Source organism: Amycolatopsis sp. CA-126428 (genome assembly GCF_002904335.1).
GTDB lineage: Bacteria > Actinomycetota > Actinomycetes > Mycobacteriales > Pseudonocardiaceae > Amycolatopsis.
In genome coordinates, this window is the sequence record NZ_PPHF01000074.1 from 413,252 (window position 1) to 433,345 (window position 20,094).

Here is a 20,094-nt window from a genome sequence, read left to right on the forward strand (position 1 = left end):
TGCGGGTGCTAGCGGCCCAGCCGCGGGGCCGCGTGCTGCCACGCGGCGACGGCCAGGGTGTCGAGGTCGAGGTCGGTCGCTCCGGCGTCGCGGAGCAGGACGAGCACGCCGTCGGCGGCGATGGCGACGGTGCGCAGGCGCAGTCCGGGCAGCTCGGCCGGCTGCCCGGGCAGGGTCAGCACCTGCTGGTAGGACAGGGTTTGCGCGCCGGGCACGGTGGGCCCGGCCGCGACGGTCGTGGTCGAGATCGTGGGCAGGTCCTGGTCGTCGGCGGCGACGCGGGTGCAGCGGCGCGCCTGCGCGGCCCAGGCGGTGAGGTCGGTCGGCTGCGGGGTGCGGGCGACGAGTTCGGACAGCTGCCCGCCGGGGACCGCCGTCTGGAAGCCCTGGCCGCTGACCGCGCCGGGGCCCAGCAGCCGGCCGTGGACGACGTCGGCGCACTCCCCGCCGGCCTTCCGGTCCGAAGTGGACAGTGCGGTCGCGACGTCGAAGACGTCGCGCGCCGCGGGCGGCCCGGGGACGGCCTCGGCGGGCAGCAGTGCGGCCGGCGGCACCGGTGGCGGCCCGGCGGGCGGCCCGGAAACCGGGACCGCGGTGGCCGGTTTTGCGGGTGAAATGGTGGCCACGGCGGCCGCGGCGATCAGGAGGACGGCGAAGCGGGCCGGAGGAAAACGAATTCGGGCAGCCATGAAGAACCCTTCCGGGAGCATTCTCGGGGGAGGTGCGGCCCCTGCGCTGGAACCCTTCGCCGGGACGCCTCGAGCGACGTCCGATCCGGCGGCACGGCGAAGGCTACGCGGGGAAATCGGTTACCGGAAGCACCTCAAGACCGCGTAAACATCTTCGGGCACAGCGCGTGAGCTGCCGGATTGCAGGTTACTGGCGAGTTCGGTACCGGGTTGTGGCACGGCCGTCCGAGATTGGTCACCCTGCGCGACCACCGCCTCACCCGTGCGGGGGAGTTCGTTTCCCTGGCATTCACATTGTCCGCTCACATCGTGGACAGGACAATTGCTTTTCCTGTCCTCTTTCCTTTAGCTTGGCCGCACCTTCGAGGATCGGGAAAGGAAACGCATGCGCCCTTTTGTGAGGTGGTTCACGGCGCTGGCGACAGCGGTGTGCGCGCTGCCCGGCACTCCCGCCTCGGCCGCGGCCGGCGTCCCGGACGCCCGGGCCGACGACGGCTCGCACGTCGTCGCCCAGACCACTGTGGACGGTGACGCGCGGGTGCTCGACCTGACCGTGCGCTCGGCGGGGGTCGGGGCGTACATGATGGTCCGGCTGATCCTGCCGCGGACCTGGGCGGCCGAGCCGGACCGGCGCTGGGCGGCGGTCTACCTGCTGGCCGGCGAGACCCGGCTGCAGGACTACCGCGGCTGGAGCGCGAACACCGACGTCCGGCGGCTCGCCGACGACGCCGACGTCCTGGTGGTCATGCCCGGTGCGGGATCCGCGGGCTTCTTCAGCGACTGGTGGAACTACGGCAAGGACCTCGCGCTCAACCAGTGGGAGACCTTCACCGCCGTCGAACTGCCGCAGCTGATCGACCGCGGCTACCGCGGCAACGGCCGGCGCGCGGCCGCGGGCCTGTCCCTCGGCGGGTACGGCGCGCTCGAACTCGCCGCGCGGCGGCCGGGCGTGTTCCGCTACGCGGCCTCCTTCAGCGGCAACGTCAACCCGGCCGGCGCGGGCGGCGACCTGCTGACGAGCGCGATCGTCACGTCGGCCCACCTCGACCCCGAGGCCCTGTGGGGCGACCGCCGCCGCGAGGCCGCGCGCTGGGAAGCGCACGACCCGCTGGTGAACGCGGACCGCCTGCGCGGCACCGAGCTGTACCTCTCGGCGGGCAACGGGCTGCCGGGCCCGCTCGACGCCAAGCTCCCGATCGACATCCTGCCCGGGGCAATGCTCCTGGAGTTCCTCTGCGGGGCCCAGACGACGGCGATGGCCGGCCGGCTGCGTGACCTCGGCGTCCCGGTGACGGCGGATCTTTACGGCCCGGGCACGCACCAGTGGGCGTACTGGCAGGACCAGCTGCACAAGACGTGGCCGCGGATGCTGCGGGTGCTGGCGTCGTGAAGCCGTCCTACGTGGTCACCGGGGCGGCGGGCGGGATCGGGCGCGCCTGCGTGGCGGAGCTGGTCCGGCGGGGCGCGCACGTGTGGGCGAGCGTACGCACCGACGCGGACGAAGCGGACATCGAGCGCGCGTACGGCGACGCGGTCACGGTGCTGCGGATGGACCTGCGTGACGCGGAGTCGGTCGCCCGGTGCGGAAAGCGCGTCGCGGCGGCGGGACCGTTGCGAGGCCTGGTGAACAACGCCGGAGTGGCGCGGCCGGGGCCGCTCGAGCACGTGCCGCTGGCGGCGTTCCGGGAACAGCTGGAGGTGAACGTCACGGGCCAGCTGGCGGTGACGTGCGCGATGCTGCCGGCGTTGCGGCGCGCGGAATCGCCGCGCGTGGTGACGATCGGCTCGATCGGCGGCCGGATCGCGGGCCCGATGGTCGGGCCGTACCACACGTCTAAGTTCGCCCTGGTCGGCTTGACCGACAGCCTGCGCGCGGAACTCGCCCCGGAAGGGATCCGGGTGGTGCTGGTCGAGCCGGGAGCGGTGGCCACACCGATCTGGCCCCGAGCCCGCGCGGCGGCGGAGGAGGTCCGCGAACGGTTGCCCCCGGCGGCCTTGGAGAGGTACGCCGAGCAACTGGCGACGGCGGAACGCAGCGCGGCCCGCTCCGCCCGGACGGGGGTGCCGCCACGCCGCGCGGCGGAGACGGTAGTCCGGGCGCTGACGGCTCGGCGGCCGGCGCCGCGTTATCTGGTCGGCCGGGACGCCCGGCTGGCGGCGGTGCTGGCGAGCTTGCCGTTCCGGGTGCGGTACCACCTGACGGCGGCAAAGCGATGAGGTGTGGCCGGGGAGTTGGCGGTGGTGCGGCGGAGGGCCGGCTGAGTCTGCCTGGCCACACCCGGCGCCAGAGCGGGGCGGCGAGGTGGTGGCGGCTGTGGCTGTCCGGCGGACGGCCAGCCGAGTCTGCTTCACCGCTCCCCGGGCCTGGGCGGAGCGGTGGGGTGGTGGCTGGGCTGCGCGACGGTGGTGCGGCGGCTGGCCGGCCGAGTCCGCCCCACCGCCGGGCCGGAGCGAAGCGATGAGCCGCCTGGTCGTGATCGTCGCGCCGGGCTCGCGCGGCGATGTCCAGCCGTGCGTGGCTCTCGGACGTGGCCTGGCCGCCGATGGCGATCGCGTCCGCCTGCTCGCCGCGCCCGGCTTCCAGGCGCTCGCCGAAGCCCACGGGCTCGGCTTCGCGCCCCTGTCGGCCGATCCCGCCGCCATCCTCGGTTCGGCCGCCGGGCGGGCGTGGACCACCGGGAGCCGCCGGAGCTTTCTCTCCGGGCTGAGGGCCGTTCTGCGGCCCGTCCTCGACCGGCTCCTCGCCGACGTCCACGCCGGCGCCGCCGGGGCCGATCTCGTGCTCGCCCCCTCCCTCGGCTTCCTCGGCACGCACCTGGGCGCCCACCTCGGCGTCCCCGACGTCGAGCTGCACTACCAGCCCAGCGTCCCGACGCGCGCCTTCGCCCATCCGCTCCTGCCACAGGCCGCCCGGCTCGGCCCGTGGGGACGGCACCTCAGCTTCACCGCCGTCGACGCCGTCGCCTGGCAGGTCCTGCGGCCCGAAGTCGACCGCTGGCGCGTCGAGACGCTCGGCCTGCCGAAAGCCGGACGACGCGGGCCGCGGCGCTCTTCGCCCGTGCTGTGCGGATTTTCCGACGCCGTCGTGCCGCGGCCGGCCGACTGGCCCGCCCGGGTGCACGTCACCGGCTACTGGTTCCTCGACACCGCGCACCCGCGCCCGGACCCGCGGCTGCGCGACTTCCTCGCCGCGGGACCGCCGCCGGTGTACGCCGGCTTCGGCAGCATGCAGCCCGCCGACGCCGAGCGGACGTACGAGATCGTCACCACGGCGTTGCGCCGGGCCGGGCTGCGCGGTGTCCTCAGCACCGGGGCCGGCGGGGACGACCTGCTGATCGCCGGGGACGTCCCGCACGACTGGCTGTTCCCGCGCACCGCCGCCGTCGTCCACCACGGCGGTGCCGGGACCACCGCCGCCGGGCTGCGCGCCGGGGTGCCGGCGCTGGTCTGCCCCGTCTTCTCCGACCAGCCCTACTGGGGCGACCGGGTGTCGCGGCTGAGCGCCGGTCCGAAACCGTTGCCGCTCGAGGAACTCGACGTCGGCTCGCTGACCGCCCGGCTGCGGGAGCTGACGGAGAACCCGCTGTTCCGCCGGGGCGCGCAGTACGTCGGCGCGCGCCTGCGGGCCGAGGACGGCGTGGCCCGCGCGTGCTCGGTCCTGCGTGCGGGCTAGGTGGTCCGCGGCTCAGGCGAAGATGGCCAGCAGGAGGCCCGCGCCGACGATCACCACGCACGCCGCGATCGTCGTCCGGCGGTAGTGCAGGATCAGCGCTGCGAACTCGCGCAGCAGCGCGCTCGGCAGGAAGTAGCGGGCCGTCGGCGCGCCCGTCGCGTGGAACGGCAGGCCGAGCCGGCGGCACTCCACCGCCGCCCGGAACACGTGGTAGCTGCTGGTCACCGCGACCACCCGCCGCGCGCCGGCGGGGAGCAGCGCGGCCGAGAACCGGAGGTTCTCCTCGGTCGTGCGGGCCTGGTCCTCGCGCCGGATGCGGTCGTCCGGGATGCCGCGGTCCCGCAGGTAGGCGTGCATCGCTTCGGCTTCGGAGATCGTCTCGCCGGGACCCCGCCCGCCCGAAACGACCAGCAGCGGCGGTGCCTGCTCCCGGTCGTGGAGGCGGATCGCGCGTTCGAGCCGCCCGGCCAGCAGCGGCGGCACGCGCTCGCCGTCGAGGCCGCAGCCGAGCACGATGATCGCGTCGAACCCGCCGCGGCGGCCGATCCGGCTGTACACCACCGAATAGACCAGCAGGGACAGGAAGAGGAACCCGAAGTAGCCGGTCAGCACGACGGCGATGGCCACCAGAGCCGAACCCCACCGGCCGAGCGGCGCGAAGGTCAGCGCCTCCAGCGTGACCAGGCCGGCGCCGAGGCCGAGCGACAGCAGGTTCCCGGCGCTGCGGCCTTCCCGCCGCCACATCCGCACGCCGTTGACGATCAGCGCGGCCGGCAGCCCCAGGGCGACGAGCACCGCCACGACGCCCAGCAGCCCGAGCAGCACCGGCGTCAGCCACTCGAGGTGCAGCGCCGCGCGCAGCAGCCACAGCGCGGTCAGCAGGAGCGCCACGCCGAGCCAGACGGCGTTGCCCAGCCGCCGCGGTTCGCGCGCCAGCCTCGCTGCGAACACGACGAGGGCCACGCCGGCGGCGACCGGCAGCACCCCACCGGCGACGGTCACCCCGGCCTCCCTGGAATCCCCTGTGGGTCCCCAACCTAGCCGGGCTTACCCGGACGGGTGATCTGGCATGGTGAACGCCGTGAGCGATGAGCGACCGGCGTTCGTGCTGCACGAGCACTTCCGCCCGCGGCACCATTTCGACCTGCGGCTGGAGGAGGACGGCGTGCTGCGCTCCTGGGCGGTGCCGCGCGGCCTCCCGCCGGACTCCGGCGCCGACCGGCTCGCCGTCGCCGTGCCCGACCACGCACTCGACCACCTCGGCTACGAGGACGAGACGAAGAAGATCGCCGACACCGGCTGGTGGGAGGAGCACGACCGGACGGCCAAGCGCCTCCTGTTCACCCTGCACGGCCGGGCGGGCGCGGTGCGGTACGCGCTGATCCGCACCGCCCGCGACTGGCTCCTGCACCGCACCCGCGATCAGCCGGGCGACACCTGAGCACGCGGCCGGAACCGGACCCCGGCCGGCATCGCGCGGTGCGCCCAGTGCCCCAGGACGCCCAGCAGGGCGATCTCCAGGACCATCATCAGCCGCTCGACCAGGCCGGTCGCCACAGTGGGCAGGTGGCCGCCGAGGACGACGTTCACCGCGAACGGGACGATGAACGGCAGGTAGAACGGGATCGCCGCCAGCGCCAGCCGCCGCGACCAGGTCGCGAAGCGCCGCCAGCGCGGGTCGTCGCGGTGCCGCCGCCCCAGCGCCCAGCCGACGACCGGCAGGCTCAGGCACGTCACCGCCGAGGCGTACAGGTGGATCTTGCCCGTCGCGGTGACCGCGCCACCCTGCGGATCCTTCGCGAACACCGCGACCGCCAGGAGACTCACGCACCACAGGGCCTTCGCCGCCACCAGTGCCGGGTTGGCCAGCAGGCCACGGCGGTAGAGCGCGACCAGCAGCAGCGCCGAGCCCGTGCTGGTGAGCAGCAGCGCGCCGTCCCACAGCCAGCGGCCCGCGCTCAGCGCGTAGTCGCTGAGCATCGTGCTGACCGGGTCGAGGGGCGCGAGCCGGCGGTCGACGTGCAGCACGGCGAGCAGGACGACGGCGCCGGCGAAGGCGGCGAGGGCTCCCGGCACGAGCAGGCGGGCGCGCAGGCGGGGACGGACGGGTGCGGGACACAGCATGTGGGAAAACACTCCGGGACGGTTCGGCTGGTTCAGGCGCAGGCGCGGACGCTACCCGTGACCTTTCCGTGACCATTGCCGACGCATCCCCGCTGTGACGCAGGACACCGTCAGTGGTCGCCGTCCTGCGGGATCTCGGCCGAATCCGTGAGCCGCAGCTTGCGCCGCGCCCGCTGGTAGAACGTCGTCATCCCGAGCCGGACCACCCGCGCCGCGCTCGGCCGGCCGCGCAGGTCGAGCCGTTCGCCGGGGGAGATGTACCCCTCGACCTGGCCGTCGACCTCCACCGCCAGCCGGCCGCTGGTCGGCAGCAGTTCCAGGGTCACCTCGTCGTGCACCGAGAGCACCACGCCCCGGCTGTACGCCGAATGCGGCGCCGCCGGCGTCACCAGCAGGGCCTCCACCGCCGGGCTGGTGATCGGGCCGCCCGCGGAGAAGCTGTACGCCGTCGAGCCGGTCGGGGTCGCGACGACCACCGCGTCGGCCGAGTAGCTCACGAACGGCTGGCCGCCGACGCGGACGGCGACCACCGCACTGCCGTCACCGGGCACCCGCACCACGGCGATGTCGTTGAACGCCGTGATCTTCCGCCCCTGCAGCACCGCGTCCACGGCCAGCCGCGGCTCGACCGTGAACTCGTGGCCGTCGATGGCCGAGAGCGCGCCGGGCAGGTCCGGGACGTCGACCTCGGCCAGGAAGCCGAGCTTGCCGAGGTTCACCCCCAGCACCGGCGCGCGCTGGCCGTCGGCCAGCCGCATGGCCCGCAGCATCGTGCCGTCGCCGCCGAGGCTGACCACCAGGTCGGAGCGGCGGCCGAGCTCCTCGGGCGTCACCCCGATCGCGGCGCAGTTGAGCCGGACGATCTCGTCGGCGATGCCGAGGACTTCGATGTTCCGGTTGCTCGCCCAGCCGAGGACGGCTTCGACGGCGGCCGCGGAGTCGCGGCGGGGGTGCAGCACGAGGCCCGCTGAGTGCATGTCAGCGGCCCTGGGCGGGGGAGGTACCGAGCGTCATGCGCTCAGTCTGCCCGCTCCCGCTCGCCGCCGCGAGAACCGCAGCGCGCCGTCGTCGATCCGGCCGTGCCGGAGCTTGACGACGTCGTGCGCGTAGCTCATGCCCAGCTGCCACGGCGCCCGCGAACCCGCCTTGGGGAACTCGTCGATCGACCGCTGCACGTATCCGGCGTCGAAGTCCAGCAGCGGCCGCTCGGTGACCGCCGGGTCGTCGTTGACCGGCACGCACTGGTCGTAGCCGTGCCGGTCGAGGTGGCGCAGCAGCCGGACGACGTACTCGCCGACCAGGTCGGCCTTGAGCGTCCACGACGCGTTGGTGTAGCCGATCGTGAAGGCGAAGTTCGGTACGCCGCTGAGCATCATGCCCTTGTAGGCCAGGGTTTCCGGCAGCTTCACCGGGGCGCCGTCCACCGCCAGCTCGATGCCGCCGAAGGCGAGCAGCCGCAGTCCGGTCGCGGTGACGACGACGTCCGCCTCGAGCTCGTCGCCCGATTCGAGCTTGATACCCCGCTCGGTGAACTCCGCGATCCGGTCGGTGACGATCGAGGCGTCGCCGCGGCGGATCGACCGGAACAGGTCGCCGTCCGGGACCAGGCACAGCCGCTGGTCCCAGGGCTGGTACCGCGGCTTGAAGTGGGTGTCGACGGCGAACCCGGGTGGCAGCTGCTTCGCGGTCGCCTTGCGGATCATCGCCTTCACCACGGCCGGGCGGCGCCGGCTGAGCTGGTAGATCAGCGTGCTCACCGCGACGTTCTTCCAGCGCGCGATCGGGTACGCCAGCTTCGGGCCGAGCACCTTGCGCAGCCGGTTGGCCAGCGCGTCCTCCGACGGCAGCGAGAGGATGTAGGTGGGGGAGCGCTGCAGCATCGTCACGTGCGCGGCGCGGTCGGTCATCGCCGGGACGAGGGTGACCGCGGTGGCGCCGCTGCCGATGACGACGACCTTCTTGCCGGTGTAGTCGAGGTCCTCCGGCCAGTGCTGCGGGTGGACGACGGTGCCGCCGAAGTTCTCGAGACCCGGGAACTCCGGCGTGTGCCCGGCCGCGTAGTCGTAGTAGCCGCTGCACAGGTACAGGAACTTCGCGGTGAACTCGACTCGCTGCCCGTCGTGCTCGGCTTCGACGGTCCACCGTGCGTCCTCTGTGGACCACTCGGCGCGGACCACCCGGTGCCCGAACCGGATGTGCCGATCGATGCCCGCGTCGGCGGCGGTGTCGCGGACGTACCGCAGGATCGACGGCCCGTCCGCGATGGCCTTCGCGTCGGTCCACGGCCGGAACCGGTACCCGAGGGTCTGCATGTCCGAGTCGGACCGCACGCCGGGGTAGCGGAACAGGTCCCACGTGCCGCCGATCGCGTCGCGAGCCTCGAGGATCGCGTAGCTCTTGCGCGGGAACGCCGTGCGCAGGTGGTGGGCCGCGCCGACGCCGGACAGCGCGGCGCCGACGATCAGCACGTCGAGGTGTTCGGTCATGACACGGTCTCCGTCCGCCGGGCGCGCCGCATGACGCGCGTCAGCACGGCGTTGTAGTGGGTGGGGGTGATCCGGGCAAGCGCGTCGAACAGGTAGGCGTCCGGGCCGACCAGGATGCGGGCCTTCCCGCGGTCGACGCCGGCGTGGATGATCGCCGCGGCTTTCTCCGGCGACGTCATCGTCATCGCCTCGAACTGGGCGGCCATCTGCTCGTGGGTGCGGCCCCGGCCCTCGGGGTCGCGCCGCACCCGGGCGTTGCGCGCGATGTTCGTCGTGATGCCACCCGGGTGCACGGTGATCGCGCGGACGTCGGTCCCGTGCAGTTCCTGCCGCAGCGAGTCGGTGAAGCCGCGGACGGCGAACTTCGCCGCGCAGTAGGCGCTCTGGTACGGCATCCCGAGCAGGCCGAACACGCTGGAGGTGTTCACGATCGCGTCCTCGCCCTGCTCGACGAGGATGGGGAGGAACGCCCGCGTCCCGTGCACGACACCGCGGAAGTCGATGTCGTGCAGCCAGTCGTCGTCCTCGGGCACCGCGTCGAGCACGGTCGAGGTCACCGCGACGCCGGCGTTGTTGAACACCGCGGCCAGCGGGGCCGGGAGCCACTCGCGGACCTCGTCGGCGAACCGCAGCTGGTCTTCCGCGTCGCGGACGTCGAGCACGCGGGTCAGCACCCGGCCGGACAGCGCGGCCGCGGTGGCTTTCAGGCCGTCCTCGTCGACGTCGGCGAGGGCGACCGGCGAGCCGAGCCGGGAGAGCCGGGTGGCCAGCGCCCGGCCGATGCCGGACGCCGCGCCGGTGATGACCACCGGACGGCCGCTGAGGCTACGGGGCCGGGACATCGCTGCTCCTCGCGTGCTGGTCGATGAGGTCGAGCACCGTGGCCCACGCGCCTTCGGGCAGGTCGTGGCCCATCCCGCGGACGGTTTCGAGGCGGGCGCCCCGGATGGCGCGCGCGGTGGCCGCACCGCCGGTGGGGTGGACCATCCGGTCGCGGTCGCCGTGGATCACCAGCGTCGGCGCGGTGATCTTGCGCAGCAGCGGCGTCCGGTTGCCGGACTTCATGATGGCGGCGAGCTGACGGCCCACGCCGCCGGCCGTCGGGTCGCGGTCCCAGCCCGTCCCGGCCAGCTCGCGGACCCGGGCCTCGTCGAACGGGAAGCCGTGCGAGCCGATGTGGCGGAACATCCGGACGGCGCTTTCGACCGCCTCCTCGCGGGACTTCGGCGGCTTCGCGCCCATCATCCGCAACGTCGAAAGCGCGGGCCGGCCGAGCACGCGCGACCCGGTCGTCGACATGATCGACGTCAGGGTGCGGATCCGCTCCGGGTACAAAGCGGCCGTGGTCTGGGAGATCATGCCGCCCATGGAGACGCCCGCGATGTGCGCGGTCTCGAGGTCGAGGGCGTCGAACAGGCCGATGGTGTCGGCGGCCATGTCCGTGAGGTCGTACTGCTGCGCGGGGAACCGGCCCGCGAGCATGCCGAGCAGGCTCGGCGGCCGGAAGCGCGGGTGCGTGGAGCGGCCGGCGTCGCGGTTGTCGAACCGGATGACCTCGTACCCGCGTTCGGCGAGGTGCGCGCAGAAGGCGTCCGGCCAGCTGTGCAGCTGCTGGCCCAGGCCGGCGACGAGGACCAGCGGCTCGGCGCCGGTGTCCCCGATCCGCTCGTAGGCCAGGGAAACACCCCGGCCGGCGTCGGCGATCTGGTCGGTCACGAATCTCCTCCGGTGGTCCGGCGGCGCACGATCACGCGGCCGCCCTTGGCCGGGGCGTAAGCCACGCCCCGCGAGTGCCAGCGTTCGCCCGGCTCGCTCGTCGGAACCAGCGTGAAGTCCCGCAGCAGGGTCCGCAGCACGACGGTCATTTCCATGGTCGCGAAGGCGGCGCCGAGGCAGCGGCGGGTGCCGCCGCCGAACGGGATCCACTGGGAGAGATCCGGGCGCGCGCCGGCGAAGCGGTGCGGGTCGAAGGCGGCGGCGTGGGGGAAGACGGCGTCGTCGTCGTGGATCAGCGCGATGCTGACGAGCACCGCGTACCCCTTCGGCAGCGTCCACCGGCCGAGCCGGAAGCCGTCCTGCTTGACCTGCCGGGCGGTGAGGTCGATGACCGGCCGGGTGCGCTGGACCTCGAGGATCGTGGCGTCGAGCAGTTTTCCGTCGTCGTCCTGCAGTTCCGCCAGCAGCGCGGGGTGGCGGCGGAGGCGCTCGACGGCCCAGGCCAGGGTGGTCGCCGTGGTCTCGTGCCCGGCGGTGAGCAGGGTGAGGAGCTGGTCGGAGATCTCTTCGCGGCTCAGTCCCGACCCGTCGTCGTAGCGGGTCTGCAGCAGCATCGAGAGGACGTCGTCTTTGGGTTCGTCGCGGGCCTTGATGATCAGCCGGTCGACGATGGCGTCGTACTCGCGGCGCATCCGTTCGAAGCGGCGCCACGGGTTGAAGCGGCCCTTCTTGGGGATGGGCAGCACGGCCAGCCGGGAGCCGAGGGTGACGAACGGCGGGAGCAGCTCGCGCAGCTCGGCGAACTCGGCCCCCTCGGCGCCGAAGACCGCGCGGAGGATGGCGTTGAGGGTGATCCGCATCATCGACGGCAGCGTGGCGAACGCTTTGCCTTCGGGCCAGCTCGCCAGTTCTCGCGCGGTTTCTTCCTCGACGATCTTCTCGTACGCGGCGAGGCGGCGGCCGTGGAACGGCGGGACCAGGAGCTTGCGCTGCCGTTTGTGCTCGTCGCCGGAGAGCGCGAACATCGACCGGGAGCCGAGCACCCGCCCGAGGTTGACCTCGAGGTTGTCGACGAGCTCGGGCCCGGAGGTGAACAGCTGCTTGATCTCGGCGGCGCCGCTGATCACCACGGCGTTGCCGAAGATCGGCACGTTCACCGTGAAGGCGTCCCCATAGCGTTCTTTGAGCCGCCGCATGCCGCGCAGGGGCTGCGTCAGCGCGTAGGCGCCCTGGACGGCGCGGGGCGCGGTGGGCCCCGGCGGCAGCACTGCGGGGCGTGTCATGGTCGTCATCGACCCTCCCGGAAGGTGGTACGCGAGCGTACCGTCGGTACGGTACGCCGGTGTACCATCCAGTTTCAAGAGGAGGGGTATAGCGTGACTTCCGTGGACGTCGACACCCGCCGATTCCGCCAGCGCCTCCTGGACGGGCTGGCCGAATCGATCACCGAGGCCGGCTTCCGCGACACGACGGTGGCCGACGTCGTCCGCCGCGCCCGCACGTCCCGGCGGACGTTCTACGAGCACTTCTCCAGCCGCGAAGAGTGCTTGATCGCGCTCCTGGCGGAGGCGAACCGGTCGATGATCCGGCAGATTTCCGAGGCGGTGGACCCGCGCGCGCCGTGGGCCGTCCAGGTGCGTCAGGCGATCGAGGCGTGGATCGGCTGCGCGGAATCGGAGCCGGCGATCACGCTGAGCTGGATCCGGGACGTCCCCGCGCTGGGCGCGCCGGCCCGTGAACTGCAGCGTGACGCGATGGAGGGGTTCATCGCGATGACACAGCGCTTGACGGACACCCCGGAGATGCGCGCGGCGGGCATCAGCCCCCCTTCGCGGCAGCTGTCGATCATGCTGCTGGGCGGATTGCGCGAGCTGATCGCGACGACGGTGGAGGACGGCGGCCGGGCCGGTGATGTCACCGAGCTCGCGGTGCGGGCGTCGATCGCGTTGCTCGGCCCGGCCTGACGGCTCCGGGCTGTGAGTGATGCCGGCCGCCGCGGCTCCGGTCGTGGCGATCGGAGCCGCGGCGGCGCTCAGGCGTCCAGGTCCTGGGCGATCAGTTCGGCCAGCGCGTCGACGGACTCTCGGGCCGAGTCACCATCGGCGGTCAGCTCGACCTCGTCTCCATGACCCGCGCCCAGGGTCATCAACCCCAGGACGCTGGCCGCGTCGACCGGGTCGCCTGCGACCCCGGCGCTGACCTTCGCGATCGTCACCTTCGCGGACTGGCCGGCCGCCATGCGAGCGACCAGGCCCGCCGGGCGGGCGTGGAGCCCGACGCTGCTGGCGACGAGCGTGCGGCGTTGGTACACAGTGGACTCCTTCACGCGTTGACCGGCTGGCTGGAAACGGCGGCGGAACGCTCGGCCGCCCGGAAGCGCACCTGCTTGAGCGCGATCACCGACCCGGCGGCGACCAGCGTCCCGGCGATCAGCGCCACCAGGAACAGCAGCGGGTTGCCGATCAGCGGGAGCACGAAGATCCCGCCGTGCGGGGCGCGCAGCGTCGTGCCGAACGCCATCGACAGCGAGCCGGTGACCGCCGAGCCGAGCATGATCGACGGGATCACGCGGAACGGGTCCGCCGCGGCGAACGGGATCGCGCCCTCGGTGATGAACGACGCGCCGAGCAGCCAGGCCGCGCGGCCGTTCTCGCGTTCGGCCTCGGTGAACAGCTTCTTGCGGACCGTGGACGCCAGCGCCAGGGCCAGCGGCGGCACCATCCCGGCCGCCATCACCGCGGCCATGATCTGCAGCGACGCCGTCGCGCCGGTGGTCAGGCCGCCGACGGCGAAGGCGTACGCGGCCTTGTTGACCGGGCCGCCCATGTCGAAGGCCATCATCAGGCCGAGCAGCGCGCCCAGCAGCAGCGCGCTGACACCGCTGAGGCTGTTGAGCCAGTTGGTCAGGCCCATTGTTACCGTGGCCATCGGCTTGCCGACCACGACGTACATCAGCACACCGACCACAATGGACCCGAGCAGCGGGTACACCACCACCGGCATGATGCCCCGCATCGCCTTCGGCACCTGGATCTTCTTCAGCGCCAGCACGACGCCACCGGCCAGCAGACCGGCGACGAGGCCGCCGAGGAAACCGGCCCCGACGGTGACGGCGATCGCGCCACCCACGAAACCGGGGGCGATCGCCGGGCGGTCGGCCATCGCGAAGGCGATGAACCCGGCCAGCACCGGCACCAGGAAGGCGAACGCCGCGCTGCCGATCTGGAACATCAGCGCGGCCCAGCCGGCGACCGAACCCGCGTCGAAGTGCTCGGTGACCTTCGGCGCGTCGACGATCTTGTAGCCGCCGAGGGCGAAACTCAGCGCGATGAGCAGGCCGCCCGCGGCGACGAACGGGATGAGGTAGCTGACGCCGGTCATCAGCCACTGGCGGATCTTGGTCCCGGCGTTGTCGTTCGCGCCGACCTTCGAGGTGAGTTCCGGGGTGGCGGGCGCGGCGTCGACGGGCTCGCGGGCGGCGGCCTTGGCGCGTTCGAACAGCCCGGCCGCGTCGTTGATCGCGGCCTTGACCGGCGCTTCGACGATCGGCTTCCCGGCGAAGCGGTCCCGGCCCTGCACCGCGAGGTCCGCGGCGAAGATGACGGCGTCCGCGCTCGCGATGTCCTCGGCGGACAGCGGTTCGGACCCGGCCGAACCCTGGGTCTCGACGACGATCTCGTCGCCGTTGGCCTTGGCGGTCTGCTCCAGCGACTCGGCCGCCATGTAGGTGTGGGCGATCCCGGTGGGGCAGGCGGTGATGGCGACGAACTTCATGATCAGGCCACCTCCTGGCGGATGTACTCGGCGAGGGCGGCGGCGTCGGTGGCGTCCAGCAGGTTCCGCTTGAACTCCGCCCGGACCAGCCGCCGGGCGAGGGCGGCGAGGACCTTGAGGTGGTCGCTGCCCCCGCCTTCCGGCGCGGCGATGAGGAAGATCAGCTTCGCCGGTCCGTCCGGCGCGCCGAAGTCGATGCCCGCGTCGCTGCGGCCGAACGCCAGCGTCGGCGTGGTCACCGCGGCCGAGCGGCAGTGCGGGATGCCGATGCCGCCTTCGAGCCCGGTGGCCATCTGCTCTTCGCGGGCGGCGACGTCCTTCAGGAACAGGTCGAGGTCGGTCACCCGCCCGGCGTCGACGAGCCGCTGCGCGAGGCCGCGGATGGCGGTCTGCTTGCCGGCGGCGTCGAGGCCGAGGTCGACCAGGTCGGCGGTGATCAGGTCTGGGGTGGTCATGCGGCGGCTCCGCTGAGGGTGAAGGTGGGGTCGGCGTCGAGCACGCGCACCTGGTCGGGGTGCACGTCCTGCGGGGTGGGCATGCGGCTGCCCTCCTGCGTGACCGCGGCGGTGCCGTAGGCGACCGCGGCGCGCAGGGCTTGGGGGCCGGTTCCTCCCGCGTGGAGGAACCCGGCGAGTGCGGCGTCTCCGGCGCCGACGGTGCTGCGCACGGCCACGAGCGGGCCCAGCGCGTGGCAGGTTCCGGTCTCCTCGACGAGCACCGCGCCGCGAGCGCCCAGGCTGACCAGCACGCGGCCGACGCCACCGGAGATCAGCTCCCGGCAGAACGCGACGACGTCGCCGAGCAGCGGGAGCGGGCGGCCGGCGAGCTCGATCAGCTCGTCGAGGTTGGGCTTGAGCAGGTCGGGGCCGGCCGTGCAGGCGGCGGCGAGCGGCGCGCCGGACGAGTCGACGGCGACCTTCGCCCCGGCTTCGCGGGCGAGCTTCGTCAGCCGGGCGTAGAAGTCGTCGGGCAGGCCCGTGGGGAGGCTGCCGCAGCACACCAGCCATTCGCCGCGCACGGCCAGTTCGACGGCGCGGCGTTCGAGGGTGGCGAGTTCGGCGGGGGAGATCTCGGGGCCCGGCTCGTTGATCTTCGTCGTGGTCCCGTCGGCTTCGACGAGCGTGATGTTGCTGCGGGTCGACCCGGCGATCGGCACGGCGACGACCGGGACGCCTTCGGGCGCGAGCAGGTCGGCCAGCCGCTCGCCGACCGGGCCGCCCGCGGGCAGCAGCGCGACGGTCGGGGTTCCGGCGGCGGCCAGCGCGCGGGCGACGTTCACGCCCTTGCCGCCGGGGTCGAGCCGGACGGCTTCGGCCCGGTTCACCTCGCCGCGGCGCAGTTCGGCCAGCCGCGCGGTCCGGTCGAGGCTCGGGTTGGGGGTCACGGTGACGATCACGCCAGCACCACCTCCGGGCCCGCTTCTTCGAGTTCGGCGACCGCGCCCGCGTCGATGCCGCTGTCGGTGATCAGGACGTCGATCTCCGCCAGCCGCGCGAAGCGGCTGAGCTGGTCGGTGCCGTACTTGCTGTGGTCGGCCAGCAGCACCCGCTTGCGGGCGGCGGCGACCACGGCGGCCTTCACCGCGGACTCGGCCATGTCCGGCGTCGTGCAGCCGTGCTCGGCCGAAAAGCCGTTGGCGCCGAGGAAAGCGACGTCGACGAGCAGGCCTTCGAGCGCGCGCAGCGTCCAGGCCTCGACCGCGGCGAGCGTCGTCCCGCGGACGCGGCCGCCCAGGATGTGCAGCGTGATGCCCGGCCGGGTGGCGAGGATCGAGGCGACCGGGATCGAGTTGGTGATCACCGTCAGCTCGCGGTCGGCGGGCAGCAGCGTCGCGACCCTGCTGGTCGTGGTGCCGGCGTCGAGCAGGATCGAGCCGCGGTCGGGCACCAGGTCCAGCGCGGCCCGGGCGATGGCGTCCTTTTCGGCGGCGTTGGTCTGGTCCCGCTGGGCGACCTCGGGTTCGAAGTCGAGTCGTTCGACGGCGACCGCGCCGCCGTAGACGCGGCGGACCACGCCTTGGCGTTCGAGGACGCCGAGGTCGCGTCGGATGGTCTCGGGGGCGACACCGAGTTCGGCGGCGACGTCACCGACGTCGACACGGCCGTCACGTCGTGCGCGTTGCGCCAGGAGCTGGTGCCGTTCGGCGGCGTACATGCCCGTTCCTCTCCGATGTTTGCCCGTTGCCGTTTGATTGTGCCCGTTGTTACCGTAGTGTCAATCCCCAGTTACGAGATCCTTTGCTCCCGGAGGTCCCGAAATGCAGCTGTCCGGCGTCGGAGTCAGCCCCGGCCGGGTCGACGGCCCGCGTGTCCTCGTGGCCGCTGACCTGCCCGAACCCGCTTCTACGCCCGCTCCGGCGGACCTCGAGGCCGAAGCGGGCAAGATCGGGCAAGCGGCGGCCTCAGTGGCGGCCGCGTTGTCCGATCGTGCCCGTTCCGTGTCCGGAGATGCCCGGTCGGTCCTGGAGACGACGGCCGCCATGGCCTCCGACCCGACGTTGACCGCGTCCGCGGAGAAGCTCGTCCACGCGCGTTCGCTCCCGGCGCCGCGGGCGGTGTGGGAAGCGGCGGGGGAGTTCATGACGGCCCTGCGGGCGGCCGGCGGCTACCTGGCCGAACGCGCCCGGGACGTCGCCGACGTCCGCGACCGGATCGTCGCGGCCTTGCTGGGCGTGGCCCCGCCGGGCGTGCCGGAGCTGACGTCGCCGAGCGTGCTGGTGGCGCGCGACCTCGCCCCGGCTGACACCGCCGGGCTCGACCCGGAGCTGGTCCTGGCGCTGGTGACGGCGGAGGGTGGCCCGACGAGCCACACCGCGATCCTGGCGCGGGCGCTGAGCATTCCCGCCGTGGTCGCGTGCGCCGGGGTGCTGGACCTGGACAGCCCGGGGCTCGCGGTCGACGGTTCGGCGGGCACGGTGACCCCCTCCGACGGCACGGTGCGGGCGCCGGCCCGGACGTCCCGCCCGACGTGGGACGGCGTCGGCCGCCTCGCCGACGGCCACCGCGTGAAGCTGCTGGGCAACGTCGGCTCCGCGGCGGACGCATCGGCCGCGGCGGCGGCCGGAGCGGAAGGCGTCGGGCTGTTCCGCACCGAATTCTGTTACCTCTCAGCGGCTTCCGAGCCGACGGAGGCCGAGCAACGGGCCGCGTACGCGGCGGTGCTGGCCCCGTTCGCGGGCAAGCCGGTCGTCGTCCGGACGCTGGACGCGGGGTCGGACAAGCCCCTGGCGTTCCTGCCGATGGGCGAAGAACCCAATCCGGCCTTGGGTGTCCGCGGCCTCCGGGTGGCGTTCGACCGCCCGGACCTGCTGGACCGCCAGCTGTCGGCGATCGCGGCGGCGGCCGCGGACACGGGCGTGGAACTGTCGGTGATGGCCCCGATGGTGGCCACGGCGGCGGAAGCGGCCTGGTTCGCGTCCCGCGCCCGCGCGGCGGGCATCGAGCGGGTGGGCGTGATGATCGAGATCCCGGCGGCGGCGTTGTGCGCCGATGAGATCCTCGCGGAGGTGGACTTCGTGTCGCTGGGGACGAACGACCTGGCCCAGTACGTGTTCGCGGCGGACCGCCAGCTGGGCGCGGTGGCGGCGTTGAACGACCCGCACCAGCCGGCGTTGCTGAAGCTGGTGGGCATGGTCGCGCAAGCCGGCGCGGCGGCGGGAAAGCCGGTCGGCGTGTGCGGCGAGGCGGCGGCGGACCCGGCGTTGGCGCCGGTGCTGGTGGGCCTGGGTGTGACGTCGTTGTCGATGAACGCGGCGGCATTGGCGGGCGTGGGCGCGGCACTGCACGAGGTGGACCTGGACGGCTGCCGCGCTAGGTCACGGTCGGATCGCCCAGCGCCAGTTCGGGCGGCCGGGCGTTCCGCGGGGTGACGACGAACGCCGCGGAACGCAGCGGTGACGCCGGTGTGCCCGGACGGGACAGTTCCAGCCGCAGCAGGCGGGCGCCGGTCACGTCCAGGTCGATGGCGGCCGGTTTCCCGGCCGAGACGTCGTGCTCGGAGCGCGGGGTGCCGTCGAGCACCACGCGGACCCGGCCGACCTGGAACGCGTCCGCGGCGTCGTCGAGAACCCCGGCGACGGTGGTGAACCGCCGGTAGTTGCCGCCCAGTTCCAGCTCGACGAACCCCGGTCCGGTGACCGCCGGCGAGGCCGGCCGCAGGACGATGCTCTGCTCGTAGCTCCGGCCGTCGATCGACGCCGCTCCGCGTTTGACGCCGTTGCTGGCGCACACCCAGGGCAGTTCGCCGGCCGGCACCCGCTGATCGCCGGCGGCGCCGCCGCGCCAGGTTCCGCGCCGGGGCATCGGGTACTGGCCCCGCCCGGTGATCGCGGCGAGGAGGTCGGTCACGCCCGCTTCGGTGAACTCGCGGACTTCGTACCGGGTCGTCGAGTGGGCGTTGAGGAAGGCCGGGATCTCGTCGATCGACCGGCCGGGCAACACGACCGGCAGCACCCGCTCGGTCTCGCGGCGCAGGTCCCGGGTCAGGTTGTTCCGGATGATCGCCGCTTCGAACTGGGCGCCCCGCCCCTCGTGGGGCAGCGCGGTGCCGTCGGCGCGGCGCTTGTAGTCGGGCGAAGCGATGACCAGGATGAAGTCCGCCCTCTCGAGGTTCTCGGTGGCCCACAGCGACCAGTCGCGGCGCGTGTTGTCGTACCAGGCGTCGAGGTGCACGTCCAAGCCGATCCCGGCGCGCAGGAACGACGCGAAGCCGTGCACGAGTTCTTTGTGTTCCGGGGTGTCGTGCGAGTAGGTCACGAACACCCGGGGCGCGGCACGGTCGGGCATCGCGCCCCTCCCCGTCGAGTCGGTGATTCACCGATCTTGCGAATCGGCCTGCGGAAAAGAATTCAGCGCGCCGGGCGCACTGACCACTCATCTATCCGCCTTCTTCGCGTATGTCAAGCTTTTCCGGCCGGGCCGTGAGAGCGCCGTCAAATGGCCAGGTATTGGCATCATTCTGTCCGGTTTCCCGCCTTCTCCCGCCGTGCGGGCCGGGCCTAGGATGGGCCGTTGCCTGGTGGGGAGCGGCGAAGGAGCGAGGGCACGCGTGTACGAGTACGACGTGTTCATCAGCTACCAACGCGCCGGCCGGGACATTTCGGCGTGGGTGAAAAACCATTTCCACCCCCGGCTGACCGAAGTGCTCGACCAGAACTTCTACCGGGACGTCCGGATCTTCTGCGACGACCAGGTGCGCACCGGGGCGAGCTGGGCGGGGGAAGTGCGTACCGCGCTGCTGCGCACCCGGGTGCTGGTGCCGGTGTGTTCGCCGAAGTACTTCCGGGACGAATGGTGCCTGGCGGAGTGGCATTCCATGGCGAAGCGGGAGGAACTGACCATGCGCCCGGCGCCGGACCACCCGTGGCCGCTGATCTACCCGGTGATCTTCTGCGACTCACGGAACTTCCCGGCGTGGGCGCACGAGCGGCGCATGCGTGACCTGCAGCAGTGGAACCACCCCTTCGAGCACTTCCAGGCCGCGCCGGCGTACCTCGACTTCAACCACAAGATCGCGGAGATCGCCGACGAACTCGAGGATCTCATCGAACGAGCGCCGGACTGGCGGGCGGACTGGCCGGTGCACACGCCGGCCCCCGAACCGCCGAAGCCGGCGCGGATGCCGAGGTTCTGAC

General features: G+C 73.0%; 21 protein-coding genes. 7 read left to right on the forward strand and 14 right to left on the reverse strand.

The window, feature by feature from the left end:
- Positions 1–8: 8 nt before the first annotated feature.
- On the reverse strand, positions 9–689 hold the full coding sequence (locus tag C2L58_RS20290; protein WP_103339430.1) for a hypothetical protein: 681 nt from the start codon (positions 687–689) through the stop codon (positions 9–11).
- A 385-nt stretch (positions 690–1,074) separates the two neighbouring features.
- On the opposite strand from C2L58_RS20290, the gene C2L58_RS20295 reads away from it, so the two are divergent.
- The 3 genes from C2L58_RS20295 (at position 1,075) to C2L58_RS20305 (ending at position 4,362) form a co-directional block, all read left to right on the forward strand.
- Positions 1,075–2,079 carry an alpha/beta hydrolase gene (locus C2L58_RS20295; protein WP_369904226.1) on the forward strand — a complete coding sequence of 335 codons (1,005 nt, stop codon included), beginning with the start codon at positions 1,075–1,077 and terminating at the stop codon, positions 2,077–2,079.
- A complete protein-coding gene (locus tag C2L58_RS20300) occupies positions 2,076–2,906 on the forward strand; it encodes an SDR family NAD(P)-dependent oxidoreductase (protein ID WP_103339163.1) in 831 nt (276 codons plus the stop codon). Before C2L58_RS20295 ends, C2L58_RS20300 begins: the two co-directional genes overlap by 4 nt.
- A gap of 241 nt (positions 2,907–3,147) precedes the next feature.
- Positions 3,148–4,362 (forward strand): glycosyltransferase, encoded by a 1,215-nt coding sequence (locus tag C2L58_RS20305; RefSeq protein WP_103339164.1) that lies wholly within the window; start codon positions 3,148–3,150, stop codon positions 4,360–4,362.
- Between the two features lie 12 nt (positions 4,363–4,374).
- Here C2L58_RS20305 and C2L58_RS20310 read toward each other — a convergent pair whose 3' ends face one another.
- Entirely contained in the window at positions 4,375–5,364 is a 990-nt protein-coding gene (locus tag C2L58_RS20310) for a YdcF family protein (protein ID WP_103339165.1), read from the reverse strand.
- 79 nt (positions 5,365–5,443) lie between these two features.
- On the opposite strand from C2L58_RS20310, the gene C2L58_RS20315 reads away from it, so the two are divergent.
- On the forward strand, positions 5,444–5,803 hold the full coding sequence (locus C2L58_RS20315; RefSeq protein WP_233225811.1) for a DNA polymerase ligase N-terminal domain-containing protein: 360 nt from the start codon (positions 5,444–5,446) through the stop codon (positions 5,801–5,803).
- Here the strand turns inward: C2L58_RS20315 and C2L58_RS20320 are convergent.
- From C2L58_RS20320 to C2L58_RS20345, 6 genes are all read right to left on the reverse strand, one after another.
- Positions 5,785–6,498: a DUF998 domain-containing protein gene (locus tag C2L58_RS20320; protein WP_233225812.1), complete on the reverse strand. Its 714-nt coding sequence runs from the start codon at positions 6,496–6,498 to the stop codon at positions 5,785–5,787. The two genes, C2L58_RS20315 and C2L58_RS20320, sit on opposite strands and share 19 nt — an antisense overlap.
- Before the next feature lie 98 nt (positions 6,499–6,596).
- Positions 6,597–7,463: an NAD(+)/NADH kinase gene (locus tag C2L58_RS20325; RefSeq protein WP_103339168.1), complete on the reverse strand. Its 867-nt coding sequence runs from the start codon at positions 7,461–7,463 to the stop codon at positions 6,597–6,599.
- 33 nt (positions 7,464–7,496) lie between these two features.
- The gene (locus C2L58_RS20330; protein ID WP_103339169.1) at positions 7,497–8,972 is read right to left on the reverse strand and encodes a flavin-containing monooxygenase; all 1,476 of its coding nucleotides are present in this window, start codon (positions 8,970–8,972) and stop codon (positions 7,497–7,499) included.
- A complete protein-coding gene (locus C2L58_RS20335) occupies positions 8,969–9,814 on the reverse strand; it encodes an SDR family NAD(P)-dependent oxidoreductase (RefSeq protein ID WP_103339170.1) in 846 nt (281 codons plus the stop codon). Before C2L58_RS20335 ends, C2L58_RS20330 begins: the two co-directional genes overlap by 4 nt.
- Positions 9,798–10,688, reverse strand: coding sequence for an alpha/beta fold hydrolase (locus C2L58_RS20340; RefSeq protein ID WP_103339171.1), 891 nt, complete (start codon positions 10,686–10,688; stop codon positions 9,798–9,800). Before C2L58_RS20340 ends, C2L58_RS20335 begins: the two co-directional genes overlap by 17 nt.
- Entirely contained in the window at positions 10,685–11,980 is a 1,296-nt protein-coding gene (locus tag C2L58_RS20345; RefSeq protein WP_103339172.1) for a cytochrome P450, read from the reverse strand. Before C2L58_RS20345 ends, C2L58_RS20340 begins: the two co-directional genes overlap by 4 nt.
- An 84-nt stretch (positions 11,981–12,064) precedes the next feature.
- On the opposite strand from C2L58_RS20345, the gene C2L58_RS20350 reads away from it, so the two are divergent.
- Positions 12,065–12,652: a TetR/AcrR family transcriptional regulator gene (locus C2L58_RS20350; RefSeq protein ID WP_103339173.1), complete on the forward strand. Its 588-nt coding sequence runs from the start codon at positions 12,065–12,067 to the stop codon at positions 12,650–12,652.
- 68 nt (positions 12,653–12,720) lie between these two features.
- Here C2L58_RS20350 and C2L58_RS20355 read toward each other — a convergent pair whose 3' ends face one another.
- The 5 genes from C2L58_RS20355 to C2L58_RS20375 are packed head-to-tail and all read right to left on the reverse strand — an operon-like array spanning position 12,721 to position 16,616.
- Positions 12,721–12,999 (reverse strand): HPr family phosphocarrier protein, encoded by a 279-nt coding sequence (locus C2L58_RS20355; protein WP_103339174.1) that lies wholly within the window; start codon positions 12,997–12,999, stop codon positions 12,721–12,723.
- Between the two features lie 11 nt (positions 13,000–13,010).
- Complete coding sequence (locus C2L58_RS20360; protein ID WP_103339175.1) at positions 13,011–14,462, reverse strand: PTS fructose transporter subunit IIC; 1,452 nt, start codon at positions 14,460–14,462, stop codon at positions 13,011–13,013.
- 2 nt (positions 14,463–14,464) lie between these two features.
- On the reverse strand, positions 14,465–14,917 hold the full coding sequence (locus tag C2L58_RS20365; protein ID WP_103339176.1) for a PTS sugar transporter subunit IIA: 453 nt from the start codon (positions 14,915–14,917) through the stop codon (positions 14,465–14,467).
- Complete coding sequence (gene pfkB, locus C2L58_RS20370; protein WP_103339177.1) at positions 14,914–15,858, reverse strand: 1-phosphofructokinase; 945 nt, start codon at positions 15,856–15,858, stop codon at positions 14,914–14,916. Before pfkB ends, C2L58_RS20365 begins: the two co-directional genes overlap by 4 nt.
- Positions 15,855–16,616, reverse strand: a complete 762-nt coding sequence (locus tag C2L58_RS20375; protein WP_103339178.1) for a DeoR/GlpR family DNA-binding transcription regulator — start codon at positions 16,614–16,616, stop codon at positions 15,855–15,857. The genes pfkB and C2L58_RS20375 overlap by 4 nt, the downstream gene beginning before the upstream one ends.
- Positions 16,617–16,719: 103 nt before the next feature.
- Between C2L58_RS20375 and ptsP the strand changes: the two genes are divergently transcribed.
- Positions 16,720–18,330 (forward strand): phosphoenolpyruvate--protein phosphotransferase, encoded by a 1,611-nt coding sequence (ptsP, locus tag C2L58_RS20380; RefSeq protein WP_103339179.1) that lies wholly within the window; start codon positions 16,720–16,722, stop codon positions 18,328–18,330.
- On the opposite strand, the gene C2L58_RS20385 is transcribed toward ptsP, so the two are convergent.
- Positions 18,272–19,246 carry an SEFIR domain-containing protein gene (locus C2L58_RS20385; protein WP_103339180.1) on the reverse strand — a complete coding sequence of 325 codons (975 nt, stop codon included), beginning with the start codon at positions 19,244–19,246 and terminating at the stop codon, positions 18,272–18,274. The two genes, ptsP and C2L58_RS20385, sit on opposite strands and share 59 nt — an antisense overlap.
- Before the next feature lie 262 nt (positions 19,247–19,508).
- Between C2L58_RS20385 and C2L58_RS20390 the strand changes: the two genes are divergently transcribed.
- Entirely contained in the window at positions 19,509–20,093 is a 585-nt protein-coding gene (locus C2L58_RS20390; protein ID WP_103339181.1) for a TIR domain-containing protein, read from the forward strand.
- Position 20,094: the final 1 nt, after the last annotated feature.